The organism is Stenotrophomonas maltophilia group sp. Smal17, from assembly GCF_030237045.1.
Classification (GTDB): domain Bacteria; phylum Pseudomonadota; class Gammaproteobacteria; order Xanthomonadales; family Xanthomonadaceae; genus Stenotrophomonas; species Stenotrophomonas forensis.
On record NZ_JASJSU010000006.1, the window covers coordinates 65,788 to 84,621 of the forward strand.

Here is an 18,834-nt window from a genome sequence, read left to right on the forward strand (position 1 = left end):
TCTACTGGACCGCGGTAGAGCCACGCCATGCGTGGCTGCGTCCCTGTCAGATGGCTTTCCACTCCCACCAGGGGTAATGGTATTCGCGGTCGATCGCCTGCCAGTGCTGGCCGCACTGCATGCAGGCAACGGTGTGGCAGTCGCCCCATCCATCCTCGGCGTCCTGCACCGAGAGCAGCTGCATCTGCCCCTGTTCAAGCAGGCGACGGGGATCGAAGAACGGATAGCCGGGATTGAGCGCGCACAGGCAGCCCTGGCGTGCCTGCCAGTAGCGCAGCCGCTGCAGGGCCGCCTTCAGGTGCGCCTGGTTGCTGATCAGCATGCCGCCCAGTGCGATGCCCTGGCAGCATTTTTCAATCAGGTCCGTGTGCACCGCCAGCGCCTCCAGCGACGACGCGCTGAACAGCCGTGCGACCGTGCGTGCCGCGTCGGTGATGCGTGCACCGTCGCGTGACAGCAGGTCCTGCAGCAGTACATCGGCCTGTGGATCTTCAAGCCGGGGTGATGGTGCGGCGGACCACGGCCAGCGCATCAGCGTGCCTTGCCGATCGCCGCGTAGTGGCCGGCGGTCAGGCGCAGCAGGTCGCCGGGCGCCAGTTCCACTTCCAGGCCACGCCGCCCGGCGCTGACATGCAGCATGGGCAGCACTTCGGCGCTGGCATCCAGGAAGGTGCGCAGGCGCTTCTTCTGCCCGAGCGGGCTGATGCCACCGACCAGGTAGCCGGTCGCGCGCTGTGCGGAATCGGCGGCGGCCATCTCGCACTTCTTGCAGCCGGCCGCTTCGGCCAGCGCCTTCAGGTCCAGCTGGCCGGCCACGGGCACGATTGCTACCAGCAGTTCGTGGGTTTCAGTGCTGGCCAGCAGGGTCTTGAACACCTGGGCCGGGTCGAGGCCGAGCTTGTCGACGGCTTCGCCGCCATACGATTCGGCGTGGGCGTCGTGCACATAGCTGCGCACGGTGTGGGCGATCTTCTCGCGCTTGAGCAGGTTGATGGCCGGGGTCATGGAGGCATCGTAGCGCGGGGCGGAGGCGTTGCCTTGACCGAGGCTATTGCGGGTGGAGCATCCATGCATGGCGTGGCAGACTCGGGTCAACAGAACGCAGCACAGGGGAGTGGAGTGGCCTATCAGCGGATGATTGCGGCGGGTCTGCTTGCCGGAATGATGGTGGTCGCTGGTCCGGCCCTGGCCAGTGAGGACCGCTGTACACGCGGGCAGGCCGTGCGGGACTTGATCGATGCGGGCATGGTGTCGATGGCATCGCATCGAAAGGGCGACCAATGCCGTTTCACCGGGGTCGGGTCGGATATCCGCGCAACGTGGCGGCAGGCGCTGTTCCTCGCCGCGCTGGCGGGCAACTGTCGCGGCATTGCCTTGGAAGTGGATCCGAAGCAGGACACCCGCATGGGCATCCGCATACCCGAGCGCTGCCTGGTCGATACCGACCCGCCGGATGCGCCGCCGGTGGGATGGTGGCCGCTGTCATCGCCTGCCCCAAGGTATCCGCAGGAGGCGTACAAGCAGGGTCTGAAAGGCACGACCGTGGTGCTGGTGGTGATCAACCGCGAAGGCCGGGTCACCGGCAGGATCATCGCCGAGTCCAGTGGCCATCCCACGCTGGATGCGGCAGCCGTCGACGCGGCATCGGCCTGGACGTTTACCAGCAAGCGAGGCGACCCGCCCGACATCAGCCTGGCCAGGATTCCGGTCAACTTCGACTTCTGAGGGGCAAACGCAGAACGGGCGCCCGAAGGCGCCCGTTCCGTGTGTTGCATGCACCGGGTGCGCCGGCCGTGGGCCGGCACACCACAGGCATCAGTAGCGGTAGTGGTCCGGCTTGAACGGGCCTTCCACCGGCACGCCGATGTAGTCGGCCTGTTCCTGGCTCAGGGTGGTCAGCTTCACGCCGATCTTTTCCAGGTGCAGGCGCGCCACTTCCTCGTCCAGCTTCTTCGGCAGCAGGTAGACCTTCTTCTCGTAGCTGTCCTTGTTCGCCCACAGGTCGATCTGTGCCAGGGTCTGGTTGGCGAAGCTGTTGGACATCACGAAGCTCGGGTGGCCGGTGGCGCAACCCAGGTTCACCAGGCGGCCTTCGGCCAGCAGGAAGATCGCGTTGCCGTTCGGGAAGATGTACTTGTCCACCTGCGGCTTGATGTTGACGTGCTTGATGCCGGCGAACGACACCAGCGCATCGACCTGGATCTCGTTGTCGAAGTGGCCGATGTTGCAGACGATGGCCTGGTCCTTCATCGCGCTCAGGTGCTCGATGCGGATGATGTCCTTGTTGCCGGTGGTGGTGACGTACAGGTCGGCACGGCCCAGGGTCGATTCGATGGTGTTGACTTCATAGCCTTCCATCGCCGCCTGCAGGGCGCAGATCGGGTCGATCTCGGTGACGATCACGCGCGCGCCATAGGCACGCAGCGACGCGGCGCAGCCCTTGCCGACGTCGCCGTAGCCGCAGACCACGGCGACCTTGCCGGCCAGCATCACATCCATCGCGCGCTTCAGGCCATCGGCCAGCGACTCGCGGCAGCCGTACAGGTTGTCGAACTTGCTCTTGGTGACCGAGTCGTTGACGTTGATCGCCGGGATCAGCAGGGTGCCGGCCTGGGCCAGCTGGTACAGGCGATGCACGCCGGTGGTGGTCTCTTCGGAGACGCCCTTCCAGTCCTTGACCACGCGACCCCAGTAACCCGGGCGCTCCTTGGCCACGCGCTTGAGCAGGTTCTTGATGACCTGTTCTTCGTGCGAGGAGGACGCGGTGTTGACCCAGTCGCTGCCGTTTTCCAGCTCGTAGCCCTTGTGGATCAGCAGGGTCACGTCACCGCCGTCGTCGACCACCAGCTCCGGGCCGGTCAGGGTGCCGTCGGCCAGGGTGAAGGTCAGCGCGTCCAGGGTGCAGTCCCAGTACTCTTCCAGGGTTTCGCCCTTCCAGGCGAACACCGGGGTGCCGGTGGCGGCGATGGCGGCAGCGGCGTGGTCCTGGGTCGAGAAGATGTTGCACGAGGCCCAGCGCACGTCGGCGCCGATGTCCTTCAGGGTCTCGATCAGCACCGCGGTCTGGATGGTCATGTGCAGCGAGCCGGTCACGCGCACGCCCTTCAGCGGCAGCTCGGCTTGGTACTTGCGGCGGATCGACATCAGGCCCGGCATCTCGTGCTCGGCGATGTCCAGTTCCTTGCGGCCCCAGTCGGCCAGCGTGATGTCGCGGATCTTGTAATCACCTTCGGTGGAGAAGGTCTTGGCAACAGCGTTCATTCGTGTGCTCCGGTTGTGGGCGAGCGGGTGCTCGCATCTGGCCGGGCGCCGTTGTTGCATAGCCACCTTACCGAGCCTGGCCGGGCCTCGTGGGATCCGGTCGCAGCGCCCCTCGGCAGGGGAGAACCCCCATTATATCGCGGCCCCGTCATGACACAGGGATGACCCAACCATCGGCAGATGGGCAGGCATGCACGGCCTGTTAAGGTCGGTGTTTTCACGCATCACACAGGTGGAACGATGAGCATGCACACGCGCCGCGCACGGCGCTGGACCGGCCTGGTCCTGTCGATGGGACTGCTGGCAGTGGCCCCGCTGGCCTTCTCGGCCACCCCGCAGCCGGCTGCGGCGCAGGCGCAGGCGCAGGGCGTCACGGCGTACGAACTGCCCTCGGCCGCGCTGCAGGCGGTGGTCGACGCGCCGCGCGCGCCCTCGCTGTTCCTGTCGCCGCGCCGCGACGTGGCCGCACTGATGCAGATGCCTTCGCTGCCCTCGATCCAGGTGGTGGCGCAGCCGGAACTGAAGCTGGCCGGCCAGCGTATCAACCCGCGCACGTTCTCCGACAGCCGCTTCAGCTTTGGCCAGAAGCTGTGGCTGATGAACGTGGCCGACGGCAAGGAACGGCCGATCAGCGGCCTGCCGGGCACGCTGTCGATCGCCAGTCTGATGTGGTCGCCGGACCAGAAGTGGCTGGCTTTCAACCAGGTGGACGCCGCCAGCGGCGCCAATGAACTGTGGCTGGTGGATGTGGCCGGCGGCAGCGCCCGCCGCCTGGTCGCCGGCCTGAACACGGTGATGGGCAGTGGCTACCAGTGGCTGCCGGACAGCCGTGGGCTGGTGGTGTTCACCCGCCCGGCCAACCTGGGCGCCGCCCCCGCCGCCGACGGCATCCCGACCGGCCCGGCCGTGCAGCAGACCAGCCAGGGCGGCGGCGTCGTCTCGATCCGTACCTACCAGGACCTGCTGAAGAACGAAGCCGACGCGCGCCAGTTCGACTACTACGCCACCACCCAGCCGGTGGAAGTCAGCCTCGACGGCAACACCCGCCCGATCGGCGCGGCCGGCATCTTCATGGGCTTCTCGGTTTCGCCGGATGGCCGCTACGTGCTGCGCCAGCCGGTGCAGCGCCCGTACTCGTACGTGGTGCCGGTGGACAGCTTCCCGCGCCGCATCGAAGTGATCGACCGTGCCAGCGGCAAGCTGGTGCACACCGTGGCGGTGCGCCCGCTGGTGGAAGGCCTGCCGACCGGCAACGATGCAGAGGTGACCGGCGTGCGTGACATCCGCTGGCGCGGTGATGCCGATGCCACCCTGGTGTGGGCGGAGGCGCAGGACGGCGGCGACCCGAACAGGGAGGCCAAGGTGCGCGATGCGGTGCTGATGCAGGCCGCACCGTTCGACAAACCGCCGGTGACCCTGGCCCAGCTCGGCAGCCGCCTGGCCGGCATCAGCTGGGGCCGTGGCGACCTGGCCCTGCTGACCGAATCGTGGTGGAAGACCCGCAAAACCAAGACCTGGCTGATCGCCCCGGACAACGCCGGTGCCGAGCCGCGCCTGCTGTGGGATCGCGACGCGCAGGACCGCTACGCCGATCCGGGCCGGCCGCTGATGTCCAGCGACGACCGCGGCCGCTCGCTGCTGCAGACCAGCACCGATGGCAGCAGCCTGTACCTGGCCGGTGCCGGTGCCTCGCCGGAAGGCGACCGCCCGTTTGTTGATCGCTTCGACATCGCCACGGGCAAGGCGACGCGCCTGTTCCACTCGCAGGCACCGAGCTATTCGTTGCCGGTTGCGCTGCTGGACGAACAGGGCAGTTCGCTGCTGCTGAGCCGTGAAAACCCGGACGAGCCGGCCAACTTCTACGTGCAGTCGCTGGCCGACGCCGGCGCCGCGCCGCGCGCGCTGACCCACTTTGCCCATCCGCTGCCGCAGCTGAAGGGCGTGCAGAAGGAGCAGATCCGCTACAAGCGCAAGGACGGCGTCGATCTGACCGCGACCCTGCTGCTGCCGCCGGGCTACGACCCGAAGCGCGACGGCCCGCGCCCGCTGCTGATGTGGGCCTACCCGGGCGAGTTCAAGAGCGCAGCCGCGGCCAGCCAGGTGACCGATTCGCCGTACCGTTTCAACGCGATCAGCTACTGGGGCCCGCAGGCGTTCCTGGCCAAGGGCTACGTGGTGCTGGCCAGCCCGTCGATGCCGATCATCGGCGAGGGCGACAAGGAGCCCAACGACACCTACATCGAACAGCTGGTGGCCAATGCGCAGGCGGCGGTGGATGAAGTGGTGCGGCGTGGCGTGACCGACCGCGATCACATCGCCATCGGTGGCCATTCCTATGGCGCGTTCATGACCGCCAACCTGCTGGCGCACACCCGCCTGTTCAAGGCCGGCATCGCGCGCAGCGGTGCCTACAACCGCACGCTGACGCCGTTCGGCTTCCAGGCCGAGGAGCGCAACTACTGGCAGGCGCAGGACGTGTACCAGAAGATGGCGCCGTTCAACTACGCCGACAGGATCAAGGATCCGATCCTCTTCATCCACGGCGTGGACGACAACAACTCCGGCACGTTCCCGATCCAGAGCGAGCGCATGTTCGCCGCGGTGAAGGGCCTGGGTGGCAGCGCGCGGCTGGTGATGCTGCCGAACGAATCGCATGCCTACCGCGCACGCGAATCGATCATGACCATGCTGGCTGAAAGCGAGCGCTGGCTGGAGCAGACCATCGGCCCGGCCGAGCAGGGCAAGGCGAAGAAGAAGCGCTGACGCGCATGACGGCGGCCCCCGCAACGGGGGCCGCTGTGACGCGACGGGGTAGAGCCGACTGGGTAGAGTCGACTGTTAGTCGACTATCGCGCGCAGCGCGGGCTTTCGAAGACCTGACAGGAGAGCAGTCGACTAACAGTCGACTCTACCCAGTCGGTGTTTCCCGCACGGTGGTTCCAGCCGGTGTTTCCCCTCCGGTCACATCAGGCGATGCATGCAGATGAAACCATTTTTGCATCGCAGCACGATGCCCGTTCTGGTTTAGGCTTGGGGTCTGGATCCGTTGACCGAGGCCTGTGCGTCGCCGATGAACGAGTACCGCAGCAGCATCGAGTTCGCTTCTCCCGATCTTCCGCTTCGCGATGACGTGCGCCGGCTGGGTGCGCTGGTCGGCGACCTGCTGGTGGAACAGGTGTCCGCCGCTTTCCTCGACGATGTGGAAGACGTGCGCACCCGCGCCATTGCCCGCCGCGAGAACCAGGCGCCGCTGTCGGAGCTGGCCGATGGCCTGGCCGGGCGCACGCCGCAGCAGGCCGAGACCATGGTGCGGGCCTTCAGCACCTACTTCCAGGTGGTCAACATCGCCGAGCGCGTGCATCGCATCCGCCGTCGCCGCGATTACCAGCGCGCGGGTACTGCCGCGCCGCAGCCCGATGGCCTGCAGGATGCCCTGCAGCATCTGAAGGCACAGGGGGTGGGCCTGGACGAGCTGGCGCAGTGGCTGCCACGCATCGATATCGAACCGGTGTTCACCGCACACCCGACCGAAGCCGTGCGCCGCGCGCTGCTGGAGAAAGAGCAGCTGATGGTGGCCAGCCTGGTCGACAATCTCGACGGCCAGCGCACGCCGGGCGAAGCGGCGGCCGATGCCGCGCGCTTCCGCATGGCGCTGACCGCGTCGTGGCAGACCACCGATTCCTCGCCGGTGCGGCCCACTGTCGATGACGAGCGCGAGCACGTCGGCTTCTACCTGGTGCAGGTGCTGTACCGGGTCATCCCGGTGCTGTACGAATCGCTGCAGCAGGCACTGCGCGATACCTACGGCGAAGAACTGCCGCTGCCGCGCCTGCTGCGCTTCGGCACCTGGGTGGGCGGCGACATGGATGGCAATCCGAACGTGGATGCCAGCACCATCCGCAACACGCTGGATGCGCAGCGCCAGGCGGTACTGGGGCGCTACCAGAAGGAACTGTTGCAGCTGGCCAGCCTGCTCAGCCAGTCCACCGAGCGGGTGGGGGTCAGCGATGCATTGCATGCACGCGTGGCGCACTACCAGCAGCTGCTGCCGCAGGTACAGTCACGGCCGCGCCATGCCGACATGCCGTACCGCCTGCTCAACGACCGCATGCGCGCGCGCCTGCAGGCAACGCTGGACGACGGCGAGGGCGCCTATGCCGGCCCCGACGAACTGATCGACGACCTGCAGCTGATCCTCGACAGCCTGCGCGCCAACCGCGGCGAGCATGCCGGTGGCTTTGCCGTGCAGCGCCTGCTGTGGCGGGTCAAGACCTTCGGCTTCCATCTGGCACGGCTGGACGTGCGCCAGGAGTCGAGCGTGCATGCGCGCGCGCTGGCGGCGGTGCTGGGCGGGGAAACTGCTTGGGACGGCCTGGACGCAGTGGGCCGCGCGCGCCTGCTGGCGCCGCATGCCAGTGGTGAAGCCGCGCTGCCGAAGAGTGACGACGAGGGCAACCAGCGCCTGGATGCGGTATTCGCCGCACTGGCCGATGCACGCGCGCGCCATGGCGGCGATGCGCTGGGCAGCTACATCATCTCGATGGCGCATGACCGCAGTGACGTACTGGCGGTGCTCGCATTGGCACGCCGTGGCGGCCTGGTGGAAGAGGGCGGTTCGGTGCCGCTGGACATCGCCCCCCTGTTCGAGACCGTGGATGACCTCAAGCGCGGCACCGCGACCCTGCGCGACCTGCTGGCCGACCCGATCTATCGCGCACACCTGCAAGCACGCGACGACGTGCAGATGGTGATGCTGGGCTATTCGGACAGCAGCAAGGACGGTGGCATCGCCGCCTCGCGCTGGGGCCTGCAACGTGCGCAGGTGGAACTGCTGGAGGTGGCGGCCGAGGCCGGCATCCGCCTGACCTTCTTCCATGGGCGTGGTGGCTCGATCAGCCGCGGTGGCGGCAAAACCACGCACGCGGTGGATGCCTCGCCGCGTGGCAGCATCGATGGTCGCCTGCGGGTGACCGAGCAGGGCGAGGTGATCCACCGCAAGTACGGCATCCGTGCGCTGGCCCTGCGTTCGCTGGAACAGGCCACCGGCGCGGTATTGCGTGCCAGCCTGCGGCCACGCGCACCTGAGCCGCGCGAGGACGACTGGCGGCCGGTGATGGACGCGGTATCTGCAGCCAGCAGCGGGGTGTATCGCGCCTTCGTCGGCCAATCCGGCTTCATGGACTACTTCCGCACCGCCACGCCGATCGATGTGATCGAGCGCATGACGCTGGGCTCGCGGCCATCGCGCCGGTTGGGCCAGGACGCCGCGCTGGGCAACCTGCGTGCGATTCCGTGGGTGTTCGCCTGGAGCCAGGCGCGTGCGGTCATTCCTGGCTGGTACGGCGTGGGTAGCGGCCTGCAGGCCGCGGTCGATGCCGGCCACGAGCAGACCCTGCGCGCGATGGCTCGCGACTGGCCGTTCTTCCGCACCTTCCTGGATGACATCGCGATGGTGCTGTCCAAGGGCGATATCACCATCGCCGAGCAGTTCTCGAAGCTGTCCGGTGAGCTGCACGGCCGTTTCTTCCCGCAGGTGCAACGCGAACTGGAACTCACCCGGCACTGGCTGCTGGCGTTGATGGACCAGCGGACGTTGCTCGACCACGATGCGCGGTTGGCGCTGTCGATCCGCCTGCGCAATCCCTACGTCGATCCGATCAGCGTGCTGCAGGTGGACCTGCTGCAGCGCTGGCGGGCCAGCGGGCGTGAGGATGACGACCTGCTGCGCGCGCTGGTGGCGTGCGTGAACGGTGTTTCGCAGGGTGTGCAGAACACGGGGTGATCCACTTTCCTGGGGAGAGGAATCCCCGTCTGCCCTTCATCGCTTGCCCTGCGGTCTACGATTGGGCAGCATGCGGGCTCTACTCCGGGGTAGTTCAGTGGTAGAACACCTGGCTCTTAACCGGGTGGGCGCTGGTTCGATTCCAGCCCCCGGACCACACGGATTCCAGCAGCGATGGCCAAGGACGACGAACGCGATGCTCCGCCTACGATAGGGAGCGGCTACATTGGCGCCCAGATGACGCGGGCTTTGCGCGCGTTGCAGGAGGCTGCCAATCGAGAGCAGCGCCAGTCCGCACAGGCACGTGTCGATCGCTGGAGCCGGCTGCTCGACGGCAAGGCGCTTGACCTGCTGCAGCACGGCTCACGAACGCCCATCGAGGGGGCGCCCGCATGGGCAACGCCGGAAGTGGTTACCGGCGGCTTCGCCACCGGTGCGCTGTTGGCCGGTGGGCCCCTGCTGGATTGGGAAAGGCACCTTGCGGCCCAGGTGCTGGACACGGGCACCGGCAATGAGCGGCAGCGCCTGAACGCATGGTGCCTGGGCGATGAGGGCATGGCCTGGCTGCACGCGCGGTTGCAGCAGGGCGACTATCGCGTCGGCGTACCGGAAGAGTCGGCGCTGCTCACCGTGGCCTGGCTCCTGCAGCAGGGGGCGCATGCGCAGGTGGAAGCTATTCTGGCCGCCATCGTCGGCTGGTTCCCGAGCCTTCGCTTCTATCCGGAGCCGGTACCGTTGGCGGCCGGGACTGAAAAGCTGCCGGCCGGGGGAGACTTCACCCTCTTCGTGGAGACCGCCGGCGCCGTCGTTGCGCAGTTGCAGCGGCGTACGAGTTCGGCACGGGTGAAGACGCAGCATCACGTGCTGATGCAATGGCGCCCGTTGTACGCGACCGCTGTCGGGTTGCTCCTGCAGACCTGGCGCGATGGCCAGCCCTGCATGCAGTTCCCGCAGGACTGGTTGCCGGATGCGAAGCAGGCCGTGGCCACGTTCCGCACGTTGCGCAGGCAATCACCCGCGCGCAAGGCGAGCCGGCATCGTGATGTTGAACTGCTGGAGTACCTGGCGTTGTGCGTAGATGGTGTGGTGCTGACGCCACACCAGAGGTCACGCGTGGGCCAGATCGTGAACGATCACGCAGGCAAGCATGGTGTGCCTGACTCGGACACCTACGCGGCACGCATGCGCTTCGAGCAGGAGAGTGTTGCTGCACCTCCGCATGCTGCGCTCGCACGCATCGCCGCCAATCGTCTGCGCCTGTTCCCTGCCGATGCCGGTGTCGTGGATGTTGCTTCCCTGCAGCGGGACGTGCAGCCGGATGAAGCGACTTCCCTGGTTGCGGCGGGTAGCGTTCTGCCCCGCACGCTGCGACAGCATGTGGCCCGGTGCCAGCAGGGCACCGTTGAACAGCTTATCGAAGCCGGCCTGGTTCCTTCGCTCGAGTCGCTCGCGCTGCTGCTTCCGCAGCTGGGTGCGCGGGTTGCCGAGCGCGGCTTCACCGATCCGGCGCATGGTCGTCTCTATGCCGCCTGCCGGACCGCTTTCGATGCACGTCGTTCACTGTTGCTGTTGAACCTGCAGTCGCAGGTGCGCATGGCGGAGTTGCCATGGGCTGCTGGACTGGAAAGCGAACGGCAGCGCGGGACGCCTGCCGCCCAGCGGATGCTGGGCGACGTCGTGGCGCTTGCCTTGCGCCACTACCCGGAAACCCCCTTGCCAAACCCCCTGCTGCGGCAGCTGCGGAGCCTGGCGGACAGTGCTGGTGCTGATCTGCCCCTGGTGGAAGAGCTGGCCGCAGATATCTTCATGGGCGCGTTCGCCCCCGGGTTCGCGACAGCGGCACGGCATGCCGGACGGTTCACCGCAGGCAGTCTGTACGCCCGTTACTACGATATCGACAGCATGATGCTCGAGCGGCTTGGCGAACCGAGGCCCCGAACGGGCCGACGGTCGCAGCATCGGGTAGACGATCTGGCGGGCCTGTGCCTGGCTCGGGCAGACCTTGCGCCGGGCCAGGCAGGGCCCGCTGCGAATGGTGCAGTGATCGAACAGGTGCAGATCCTGACCACCCACAACCTGGCGGTCCTATTCGACCGTTTCCAGCTCGACGCGGTGCTGGCCGAGGAACTGCCGGACATGATCCAGCGTGGTTTTTCTGCGGTCTGTACCGACCTGCAGCAGGTTGCTCCGCATTGGCATGCATGGCTGACGGCCCGCAAGCGTGGTGCCTATGCGTGGCGGCAGATGGTGTTCTTCCTCTCGCGCCTCGATGACGCTGGCCTGGCGCAATCCATGGCGACGCTGAGGTCACTGTTCGCCGCACAACCCTCCGGTTTCCAGCGGCGTTTCGCGCCCGCGATGGACGGCCTGGTGGTGGCGTCCCAGGGCGGGCAGCCGGCGCAGGTACTGCTCGGCTGGAGTCCGCAGTCCTGGTTGCGGCCGGTGACAATGGAGCACTGAGTGGAACTCGTTCATTCCTGGCGCATTACAAAATACTGGCAGTACACGCCGGAGGGGTACCTGTCCTCCCATCCCTCTGAATGGACCGAATTCTGCGACGTGGGCAGGTTGGTAACCCTCGAGGATTACCAGATCGTGGAGAACGCCTATCTCGATGCCATCCGGCGATTCTGCGTGGCAGCTGGCGTGGATTCGCTGCGTATCCATTCACTTGAACGGCGTGAGTCACGCGACTACCACGAGGGCCAGCCGCTGGATCTGGACGGCATCGAGCGGGTGGCGCGCGATGCGCTGCGCAACGTCATCTGGTGCAAGCTGGTGAGCGAGACTGCCGAAGTTCACTTCGGTTACGACTACTACATGTACCTGGTGTCGTCGGTGGATGCTGAGTCTGCGCTGTCGGAGGCCGATCCGCTGTTGAACATCCAGCGCTACCGTTCGCCCTATCTGCGGGAGGAAGAGGAGTAGCGGCGTGCAGTGACCACCGCTGCCACTCGATCACTCTTCAGGCGAAGGCGGGTTCGACGCCAGCAGTTCCAGATGGCGCTGTTCCATTTCCTGGCGCAGCTGGCGGCGGATCTGCGCGGCGGCCTGGCGGCGCTTCTCGTCGGAGGTGGATGGTTGCAAGGTCGGCACCGGCGTCGGCCGGCCCTCTTCATCCACCGCCACCATGGTGAAGAAGCAGCTGTTGGCGTGGCGGACGCTGCGCTTGAGGATGTCCTCGGCCACCACCTTGATGCCGATCTCCATCGACGAGGTGCCGGTATGGTTCACCGAGGCCAGGAAGGTGACCAGCTCGCCCACCGCGATGGGCTGGCGGAACATCACCTGGTCCACCGACAGGGTGACCACGTAGCTGCCGGCGTATCGGCTGGCGCAGGCGTAGGCGACCTGGTCGAGCAGGCGCAGGATCGCACCGCCGTGGACCTTGCCGGAGAAATTGGCCATCTCCGGCGACATCAGCACGGTCATGGACAGTTGGTGGGTTTTCAGTTCGGTCGACATGCGCCGGATTGTATCGGTTACCGGGTAGTGCCGGCCGCTGGCCGGCAACCACGCGATGGTTTCCAGAAGCCATGAAAAAGCCGGCCAGCGGCCGGCTCTACCAGAAGCAGAAGGGCCGCGTGAGCGGCCCTTCGTGTTTCTTACTTCAGCTTCGCATCGGCGCGCAGGGCGGCGGCGCGGTCGGTCTTCTCCCAGGAGAAGGCCGTGGCGTTGACGGTCTCGCCTTCGCCGTTGAGGTAGCTGAACTCCTTCGGCTTGCGGCCGAAGTGGCCGTAGGCGGCGGTCTGCTGGTACATCGGGTGCACCAGGTCCAGCATCTTGATGATGCCGTACGGGCGCAGGTCGAAGTGCTTGCGGATCAGCTTCTCGATCTTGTCGTCGCTGATCTTGCCGGTGCCGAAGGTGGTGACCGAGATCGAGGTCGGCTCAGCCACGCCGATGGCGTAGGAAACCTGCACTTCGCAACGGTCGGCCAGGCCGGCGGCAACCACGTTCTTGGCGACGTAGCGGGCCGCGTAGGCTGCCGAACGGTCGACCTTGGACGGGTCCTTGCCGGAGAACGCGCCACCACCGTGACGGGCCCAGCCGCCGTAGGTGTCGACGATGATCTTGCGGCCGGTCAGGCCGCAGTCGCCCACCGGGCCGCCGATCTCGAACTTGCCGGTCGGGTTGATGTGGAACTTGGTGCCCTTGTGCAGCCACTTGGCCGGCAGCACCGGCTTGATGATCTCTTCGCGGACGGCCTCGATGAGGTCCTTCTGCTTGATGCCCGGGGCGTGCTGGGTCGACAGCACCACGGCGTCGATGGCCGAGACCACGCCGTTTTCATAGCGCAGGGTGACCTGGCTCTTGGCGTCCGGGCGCAGCCACGACAGCGGCGAGTTGCGCTTCTTGCGGATCTTGGCCTGCTGCTCGACCAGGCGGTGCGACAGGTGGATCGCGGCCGGCATGTAGCTGTCGGTCTCGTTGGTGGCGTAGCCGAACATCAGGCCCTGGTCGCCCGCGCCCATTTCTTCCGGCTTCTTGCGGTCCACGCCCTGGGCGATGTGCGGCGACTGCTTGCCGATCAGGTTCAGCACGCCGCAGGTGGCGCCGTCGAAGCCGACCTCGGAGCTGTCGTAGCCGATGTCCGTGATGACCTTGCGGGTCAGCGCTTCCAGGTCGATCCAGGCGCTGGTGGTGATCTCACCGGCGACAATGGCAACACCGGTCTTGACCATGGTCTCGCAGGCCACGCGGGCGCGCTGGTCCTGGGTCAGGATCGCGTCCAGCACCGCATCGGAGATCTGGTCGGCAACCTTGTCCGGATGGCCTTCAGAGACCGACTCGGAGGTGAAGAGATAGCTGGACATCAGGCGGTATATCCCTTGATTCGGATGGAAAGATGGGCGCGCATGATACACGGGGTGCGCCGCCTGTGCATTGTGAACCTGTACCGGTTGGCGGTGGTTAAGGCCGTGTAGGCCCGCCAGGGGCCGTCCCCGCAGGATTGGGCCCCAGCCTCGGTGCCCAGTGTTCCACCAGCGTGACAACGGGCCGGTGGCCTGACGGCCCCGGCCGCGCCGCCTGCGACGCCCGGTCTGCGGTCATCGTTCTGCCCCGAAACCGCCACATGGCTGCCGCCTGCCGGGCGCAGGCTGTCGGCCAAACCGGCCGCCGGGCATGAATGGAACCGCCATGCAGGAACTCGAACAGCGCCTTCAGCAACGCTTCCCCGATTGGTTCCATGGCCGCCGTGGCCAGCTGGCGCGGCCGTTGCTGCGCAGCGTCGGCCGCTGGTCGCGGCTGGACCAGATCGAAGCCTTCCTGCAGCGCAGCGCAGGCCTGCGCGGATTCGGCTTCGTCGCCGCCGGCCTGGAATTCATCGACGGCCAGTACCAGGTGGACCCGGCCGCACTGGCGAAGATCCCGGCCACCGGCCGCCTGCTTATCGTCGCCAACCATCCCTCCGGTGCCCTGGACGCGCTGGCCCTGCTGGACGCGGTCGGCCGCATCCGCCGCGACGTGCGGATCGTGGCCAACGACCTGCTGGGCGCGATCGCGCCGCTGCAGGATCTGCTGCTGCCGGTGCGCATCCTCGGTGGCAAGGCGCAGCGTGGCAGCCTGCATGCGGTTGAAGAGGCGCTGGCCGCCGAGCAGTGCGTGATCGTGTTCCCGGCCGGCGAAGTCTCGCGGCTGTCGCTGCGCGGCATCCGCGATGGTCGCTGGCAGCGCGGTTTCGTGCGCTTCGCCCGCGCTGCGGGCGCGCCAGTGCTGCCGGTGCGGGTGGAGGCGCGCAACTCGGCGCTGTTCTACGGCGCTTCGACCCTGTTCAAGCCGGCTGGCACCGCGCTGCTGGCACGCGAGATGTTCACCCGCCGTGGCCGTCCGCTGCGGCTGAGCATCGGCGAGCCGATGCAGCTAGGCAAGGCGGGCGATCCCGGGGCGCAGCTGTTGGCGGTGCGTCGCGCGCTGTATGCGCTGGGCCGCAATGGCGAGACCGGCGGGGCGGTTGCCTGCGCCGGACCCGAGCCGCTGGCATCGCCGGTGCCGCCTTCGCAGGTGGCCGCCGGCATCGCCGCGGCGACCCAGCTGGGCCAGACCGCCGATGGCAAGCAGATCCTGCTGGCGACCTGCACCGCCGATTCGCCGTTGCTGCTGGAGCTGGGCCGCCTGCGTGAACTGACCTTCCGCCAGGTGGGCGAGGGCACCGGGCGCAGCCGCGACCTGGACGACTACGATCCGCAGTACGAGCACATCGTGATCTGGGACGCCGCCGCGCAGCGCATTGCCGGCGCCTACCGGATCATGCGCGGTGCGCAGGCACTGGCCCGGCACGGCCTGTCCGGGCTCTACAGCGCTTCGCTGTTCCGCTACTCCGACGATGCCATCACCCACATCGCCGAGGGCCTGGAACTGGGGCGCAGCTTCGTGGTGCCCGACTACTGGGGCAGCCGCAGCCTGGACTACCTGTGGCAGGGCATTGGTGCCTACCTGCAGTGCCGGCCGGGCATCCGCTACCTGTTCGGCGCCGTATCGATCAGCGCCGCGCTGCCGCGTGATGCGCGCGAGCAGCTGGTGGCGTACTACCAGCGCTATTACAGCGGTACCGCCGGGCTGGCCGAATCCAACCGGCCGTTCCAGTACTTCGCCGCGCCGCCGAGCTTCGGCGAACTGGATGCTGGCGCCGCGTTCGATGTGCTGAAGGCCAACCTGGCCGCACTCGGCACCGGCGTGCCGACGCTGTACCGGCAGTACACCGATCTGTGCGAACCCGGCGGTGCGCGCTTCCTTGCCTTCGGTGTCGACCCGGATTTCAGTGACTCGATCGACGGCCTGATCGAAGTGGACCTGTGCGCGATCCGGCCCAACAAGCGCAAACGCTACCTGCGCGACGCGGGGGCGGCGGCATGAGCGCGCCGGCGAACCTGTCGCCGCACCGGCGCGCAGTGTTCGTCTCCGACGTGCACCTGGGTTCACGTCATTGCCACGCCAGCGAGCTGGCGCGGTTCCTCTCGCAGCTGCGCTGCGAACGCCTGTACCTGGTCGGCGACATCATCGATCTGTGGTGGATGGCCCATCGCCGCGCCAACTGGCGGCAGTCGCACAGCGAAGTCATCCAGGCCCTGCATGCGCTGCGCCGGGCCGGCACCGAGATCATCTACATCCCAGGCAACCACGATGCATCGCTGCGCCAGGTGTGCGGGCTGATGCTGCCGGCGATGCAGGTGCGCCGACGCGCCATCCACGTGACCGCCGACGGCCGCCGGCTGCTGGTGGCGCATGGCGACGACTACGACGGCGTGACCCACTTCGGCGGGCTGCAGGAAAAATTCGGCGACTGGCTGTACTACCGCATCCTGACCGGCAACCAGGCGCTGAACGCCGTGCGCCGCCGGCTGGGCATGCGCTACTGGTCGCTGTCGGAGTTCCTGAAGAAGCGCAGTGGTGCGGCCGAGCGCTACATCGAGCGCTTCGTGCAGGCCGGGCTGGATGACGTGCGGCGGCGTGGCCTGGATGGCATCGTCTGCGGGCATATCCATCGTGCGGCGCTGATTGAACGCGATGGCCTGGTCTACGCCAACGATGGCGACTGGGTGGAGAGCCTGACCGCGCTGGCCGAAGACCATGACGGCGCGTTGCGCCTGCTCGACCACAACGGCCAGACCCTGGTGGAACTGCCGGGCGCGCGCCTGTCGCAGGCGGCCTGAACCTGCTCTTGTAGAGTCGAGCTTGCTCCGCAGTCGAGCAAGCTCGACTCTACAGGGGCGGAACAGTCGAGCAAGCTCGACTCTACAAACGCGCGGCCATCGCGCTAGCATCGGCCAATGGACTCCCTGACCCAGATCGTGCTCGGTGGCGCCGTCGCCGCTGCCATCGCACCGCCCGGCCATCGCCGCGCGGCCCTGCTGGCCGGTGCCGCGCTCGGCACCCTGCCCGACCTCGACGCCCTGTGGCTGGGCTTCACTGCGGCCGACCCGGTCGCCAACATGGTCGACCACCGCAGCTTCAGCCATTCGCTGCTGGTGCTGCCGTGGGTGGCGGCGCTGATCTGGTGGCTGTTCAAGCGCTTCGGCAACGGCCGGGTCGCGCAGTCACCGGTACGCTGGTTCTGGGCGATCCAGCTGGCGCTGGTCACCCATCCGCTGCTGGATGCGTTCACCGTCTACGGCACCCAGCTGTGGTGGCCGTTGCGGCCGCACCCGACGATGGGCTCCAGCGTCTTCATCATCGACCCGGCCTATACCGTGTGGCTGCTGCTGGGCTGCGTGCTGGCCTGGTTCGGCCGCGCGCGGCCGTGGGCGGGCAAGGCGCTGGGCGTGGCCCTGCTGGTCAGCAGCGGCTACCTGGGCTGGGGCCTGATGGCCAAGGCGCAGGTCGATCGTGCCGCCCAACAGAGCCTGGCCGCGATGGGCCTGGGCGATGCGCCGCGCTTCTCGGTGCCGATGCCGTTCAACACCCTGCTGTGGCGGGTGGTGGCAATGACGCCGAATGGCTACGTGGTCGGGGACCGCTCGCTGGTGGCCGACCAGGGCCCGATGCGGTTCGAGGGCCATCCGTCCAACGTGCAGGCCTTGCGCGAAGCATCTGCGATTCCAGCCGTGCAGCGGCTGCAGTGGTTCAACCGCGGTTTCATGCGCGCGCAGGTGGTGGAGGGCCGGTTGGTGCTGAGCGATCTGCGCATGGGCCTGGAGCCCGACTACACCTTCAACTTCGCGGTGGCCGAGCAGGTCGATGGGCAATGGCGGGCGATCAGGCCCGAGCAGTTGCGCATGGATTACAGCAGTCCTGCCGCGCGCGCTGACGTCGGTCGCCGGTTGGCCGCGATGTGGCAGCGGATCTGGCAGGAGCCGGCGACATCGCCGGGTGCGGTCGACCACGCCGCCGTGCATTGATCCGTAGATCCACGCCATGCGTGGATGGCGGTGCATCGGCGGCGGCAGCCACGCATGGCGTGGCTCTACTGCCTCAATTGGCAGTAGAACGTCGGCTCAATACACCGTCGCGCGGCCCTGCACGAACGAATAGAAGAACACCGCGTTCGGGTCGTTCTGCACCAGACGGAACTCGCGGCGCATGCCCTCCACGGTCTCCTCGTCCACCAGCCCGGCCTGCAGCAGCTGGTCGGCCGCCGACAGCAGCAGCTGCTCCCAGAACGCGATCATCGTCTTGCGTCGGGCCGGCTCACGGTTGTCCAGGTGGATGGTCTTGATCTCGGTATGCACGTCGCGGAAACCGCCGGCCAGCAGCAGGTTGCCCAGCTTGGCACCGACGAACGGGTCGCCGCCGTGGTCGTACTGGAAGTCATTGAAGGCCATCCAGTAGCGCCAGATGTGGGGCGAATACGGATCGAGCAGGAACGAGGCATTCATCACCTCGGTGATGTACACCGGGGAGCCCGGTGCCAGCACACGGCGCACTTCGCTCAGCACGCGCGCCGGTGACGGCACGTGTTCCAGTACCCAGCACAGGAACGCCGAATCGAAGGTGCGGGCGTCGAACGGCAGTTCGCCGGCATCGGCCTGCTGCAGGGTGTAGCGGTCGCTGCACCACGGCGTGCGCGCCAGATTCTCGCGCGCGGTCGCCAGCTGCGTTTCGCTCAGGTCCACGCCGGTCACGTGCAGCTCGGGGAAGCGGCGCAGCAGGATCTCGGTCTGCGCACCGACGCCGCTGCCTACTTCCAGCAGGCGACGCGCACCGCCGTAGTCGATCTGGCCGAAGATGCTCGATTCCAGCAGGCGCGCCTGGGTCATCAGGCGCTGCTGTTCGGTGCCGGAGAATCCGTGCAGGTAGGTCGGGGAAGAGATCGGCGGCGTCATGGTGTGCTCTTGTAGAGTCGAGCTTGC

At 67.4% G+C, this 18,834-nt stretch carries 14 protein-coding genes, 1 tRNA gene and 1 riboswitch; of the genes, 9 read left to right on the plus strand and 6 right to left on the minus strand.

Going from position 1 to position 18,834, the window contains the following annotated elements:
- Nucleotides 1-46 precede the first annotated feature (46 nt).
- A complete protein-coding gene (locus tag QRO93_RS03465; RefSeq protein WP_053448812.1) occupies nucleotides 47-532 on the minus strand; it encodes a hypothetical protein in 486 nt (161 codons plus the stop codon).
- Entirely contained in the window at nucleotides 532-1,005 is a 474-nt protein-coding gene (gene ybaK / locus QRO93_RS03470) for a Cys-tRNA(Pro) deacylase (RefSeq protein ID WP_053448813.1), read from the minus strand. The genes QRO93_RS03465 and ybaK overlap by 1 nt, the downstream gene beginning before the upstream one ends.
- A gap of 33 nt (nucleotides 1,006-1,038) precedes the next feature.
- Here ybaK and QRO93_RS03475 point away from each other — a divergent pair, with 33 nt between their 5' ends.
- Nucleotides 1,039-1,725: an energy transducer TonB gene (locus QRO93_RS03475; protein ID WP_180879005.1), complete on the plus strand. Its 687-nt coding sequence runs from the start codon at nucleotides 1,039-1,041 to the stop codon at nucleotides 1,723-1,725.
- A 90-nt stretch (nucleotides 1,726-1,815) separates the two neighbouring features.
- Here QRO93_RS03475 and ahcY read toward each other — a convergent pair whose 3' ends face one another.
- The gene (gene ahcY, locus QRO93_RS03480) at nucleotides 1,816-3,261 is read right to left on the minus strand and encodes an adenosylhomocysteinase (RefSeq protein ID WP_004154241.1); all 1,446 of its coding nucleotides are present in this window, start codon (nucleotides 3,259-3,261) and stop codon (nucleotides 1,816-1,818) included.
- A 36-nt stretch (nucleotides 3,262-3,297) separates the two neighbouring features.
- Nucleotides 3,298-3,381: riboswitch (S-adenosyl-L-homocysteine riboswitch) on the minus strand.
- A gap of 120 nt (nucleotides 3,382-3,501) precedes the next feature.
- Between ahcY and QRO93_RS03485 the strand changes: the two genes are divergently transcribed.
- The 5 genes from QRO93_RS03485 to QRO93_RS03505 all read left to right on the plus strand — a co-directional run bounded on the left by QRO93_RS03485 (nucleotide 3,502) and on the right by QRO93_RS03505 (nucleotide 11,971).
- Entirely contained in the window at nucleotides 3,502-6,024 is a 2,523-nt protein-coding gene (locus tag QRO93_RS03485) for a prolyl oligopeptidase family serine peptidase (RefSeq protein ID WP_180879004.1), read from the plus strand.
- Nucleotides 6,025-6,331: 307 nt separating this feature from the next.
- Nucleotides 6,332-9,043 (plus strand): phosphoenolpyruvate carboxylase, encoded by a 2,712-nt coding sequence (gene ppc, locus QRO93_RS03490; RefSeq protein ID WP_180879003.1) that lies wholly within the window; start codon nucleotides 6,332-6,334, stop codon nucleotides 9,041-9,043.
- Between the two features lie 83 nt (nucleotides 9,044-9,126).
- Nucleotides 9,127-9,198, plus strand: a tRNA-Lys gene (locus tag QRO93_RS03495).
- Between the two features lie 19 nt (nucleotides 9,199-9,217).
- Nucleotides 9,218-11,503, plus strand: a complete 2,286-nt coding sequence (locus QRO93_RS03500) for a hypothetical protein (RefSeq protein ID WP_180879002.1) — start codon at nucleotides 9,218-9,220, stop codon at nucleotides 11,501-11,503.
- A gap of 99 nt (nucleotides 11,504-11,602) precedes the next feature.
- Nucleotides 11,603-11,971: a hypothetical protein gene (locus QRO93_RS03505; RefSeq protein ID WP_164086704.1), complete on the plus strand. Its 369-nt coding sequence runs from the start codon at nucleotides 11,603-11,605 to the stop codon at nucleotides 11,969-11,971.
- A 30-nt stretch (nucleotides 11,972-12,001) separates the two neighbouring features.
- Here the strand turns inward: QRO93_RS03505 and QRO93_RS03510 are convergent, their stop codons facing one another.
- Both QRO93_RS03510 and metK read right to left on the minus strand, forming a co-directional pair.
- Nucleotides 12,002-12,508 (minus strand): acyl-CoA thioesterase, encoded by a 507-nt coding sequence (locus QRO93_RS03510; protein WP_053448819.1) that lies wholly within the window; start codon nucleotides 12,506-12,508, stop codon nucleotides 12,002-12,004.
- A 140-nt stretch (nucleotides 12,509-12,648) separates the two neighbouring features.
- Complete coding sequence (gene metK, locus QRO93_RS03515; protein ID WP_004154246.1) at nucleotides 12,649-13,860, minus strand: methionine adenosyltransferase; 1,212 nt, start codon at nucleotides 13,858-13,860, stop codon at nucleotides 12,649-12,651.
- A 325-nt stretch (nucleotides 13,861-14,185) separates the two neighbouring features.
- Here metK and QRO93_RS03520 point away from each other — a divergent pair, with 325 nt between their 5' ends.
- The 3 genes from QRO93_RS03520 to QRO93_RS03530 all read left to right on the plus strand — a co-directional run bounded on the left by QRO93_RS03520 (nucleotide 14,186) and on the right by QRO93_RS03530 (nucleotide 17,883).
- Nucleotides 14,186-15,901, plus strand: a complete 1,716-nt coding sequence (locus QRO93_RS03520) for a lysophospholipid acyltransferase family protein (RefSeq protein ID WP_180879001.1) — start codon at nucleotides 14,186-14,188, stop codon at nucleotides 15,899-15,901.
- Nucleotides 15,898-16,698, plus strand: a complete 801-nt coding sequence (locus tag QRO93_RS03525; RefSeq protein WP_053511963.1) for a UDP-2,3-diacylglucosamine diphosphatase — start codon at nucleotides 15,898-15,900, stop codon at nucleotides 16,696-16,698. Before QRO93_RS03520 ends, QRO93_RS03525 begins: the two co-directional genes overlap by 4 nt.
- Nucleotides 16,699-16,815: 117 nt before the next feature.
- On the plus strand, nucleotides 16,816-17,883 hold the full coding sequence (locus QRO93_RS03530; protein WP_053448822.1) for a metal-dependent hydrolase: 1,068 nt from the start codon (nucleotides 16,816-16,818) through the stop codon (nucleotides 17,881-17,883).
- A 96-nt stretch (nucleotides 17,884-17,979) separates the two neighbouring features.
- On the opposite strand, the gene QRO93_RS03535 is transcribed toward QRO93_RS03530, so the two are convergent.
- Complete coding sequence (locus QRO93_RS03535) at nucleotides 17,980-18,807, minus strand: methyltransferase domain-containing protein (RefSeq protein WP_049456913.1); 828 nt, start codon at nucleotides 18,805-18,807, stop codon at nucleotides 17,980-17,982.
- Between the last annotated feature and the right edge of the window lie 27 nt (nucleotides 18,808-18,834).

Excerpts from the sequence above, each read along its gene's own strand:
- ybaK (WP_053448813.1), bottom strand. The coding sequence starts at position 1,005 with ATGACCCCGGCCATCAACCTGCTCAAGCGCGAGAAGATCGCCCACACC.
- ahcY (WP_004154241.1), bottom strand. The coding sequence starts at position 3,261 with ATGAACGCTGTTGCCAAGACCTTCTCCACCGAAGGTGATTACAAGATC.
- QRO93_RS03465 (WP_053448812.1), bottom strand. The coding sequence starts at position 532 with ATGCGCTGGCCGTGGTCCGCCGCACCATCACCCCGGCTTGAAGATCCA.
- ppc (WP_180879003.1), top strand. The coding sequence starts at position 6,332 with ATGAACGAGTACCGCAGCAGCATCGAGTTCGCTTCTCCCGATCTTCCG.
- QRO93_RS03500 (WP_180879002.1), top strand. The coding sequence starts at position 9,218 with ATGGCCAAGGACGACGAACGCGATGCTCCGCCTACGATAGGGAGCGGC.
- QRO93_RS03530 (WP_053448822.1), top strand. The coding sequence starts at position 16,816 with ATGGACTCCCTGACCCAGATCGTGCTCGGTGGCGCCGTCGCCGCTGCC.
- QRO93_RS03535 (WP_049456913.1), bottom strand. The coding sequence starts at position 18,807 with ATGACGCCGCCGATCTCTTCCCCGACCTACCTGCACGGATTCTCCGGC.
- QRO93_RS03510 (WP_053448819.1), bottom strand. The coding sequence starts at position 12,508 with ATGTCGACCGAACTGAAAACCCACCAACTGTCCATGACCGTGCTGATG.
- QRO93_RS03485 (WP_180879004.1), top strand. The coding sequence starts at position 3,502 with ATGAGCATGCACACGCGCCGCGCACGGCGCTGGACCGGCCTGGTCCTG.
- QRO93_RS03525 (WP_053511963.1), top strand. The coding sequence starts at position 15,898 with ATGAGCGCGCCGGCGAACCTGTCGCCGCACCGGCGCGCAGTGTTCGTC.
- QRO93_RS03520 (WP_180879001.1), top strand. The coding sequence starts at position 14,186 with ATGCAGGAACTCGAACAGCGCCTTCAGCAACGCTTCCCCGATTGGTTC.
- metK (WP_004154246.1), bottom strand. The coding sequence starts at position 13,860 with ATGTCCAGCTATCTCTTCACCTCCGAGTCGGTCTCTGAAGGCCATCCG.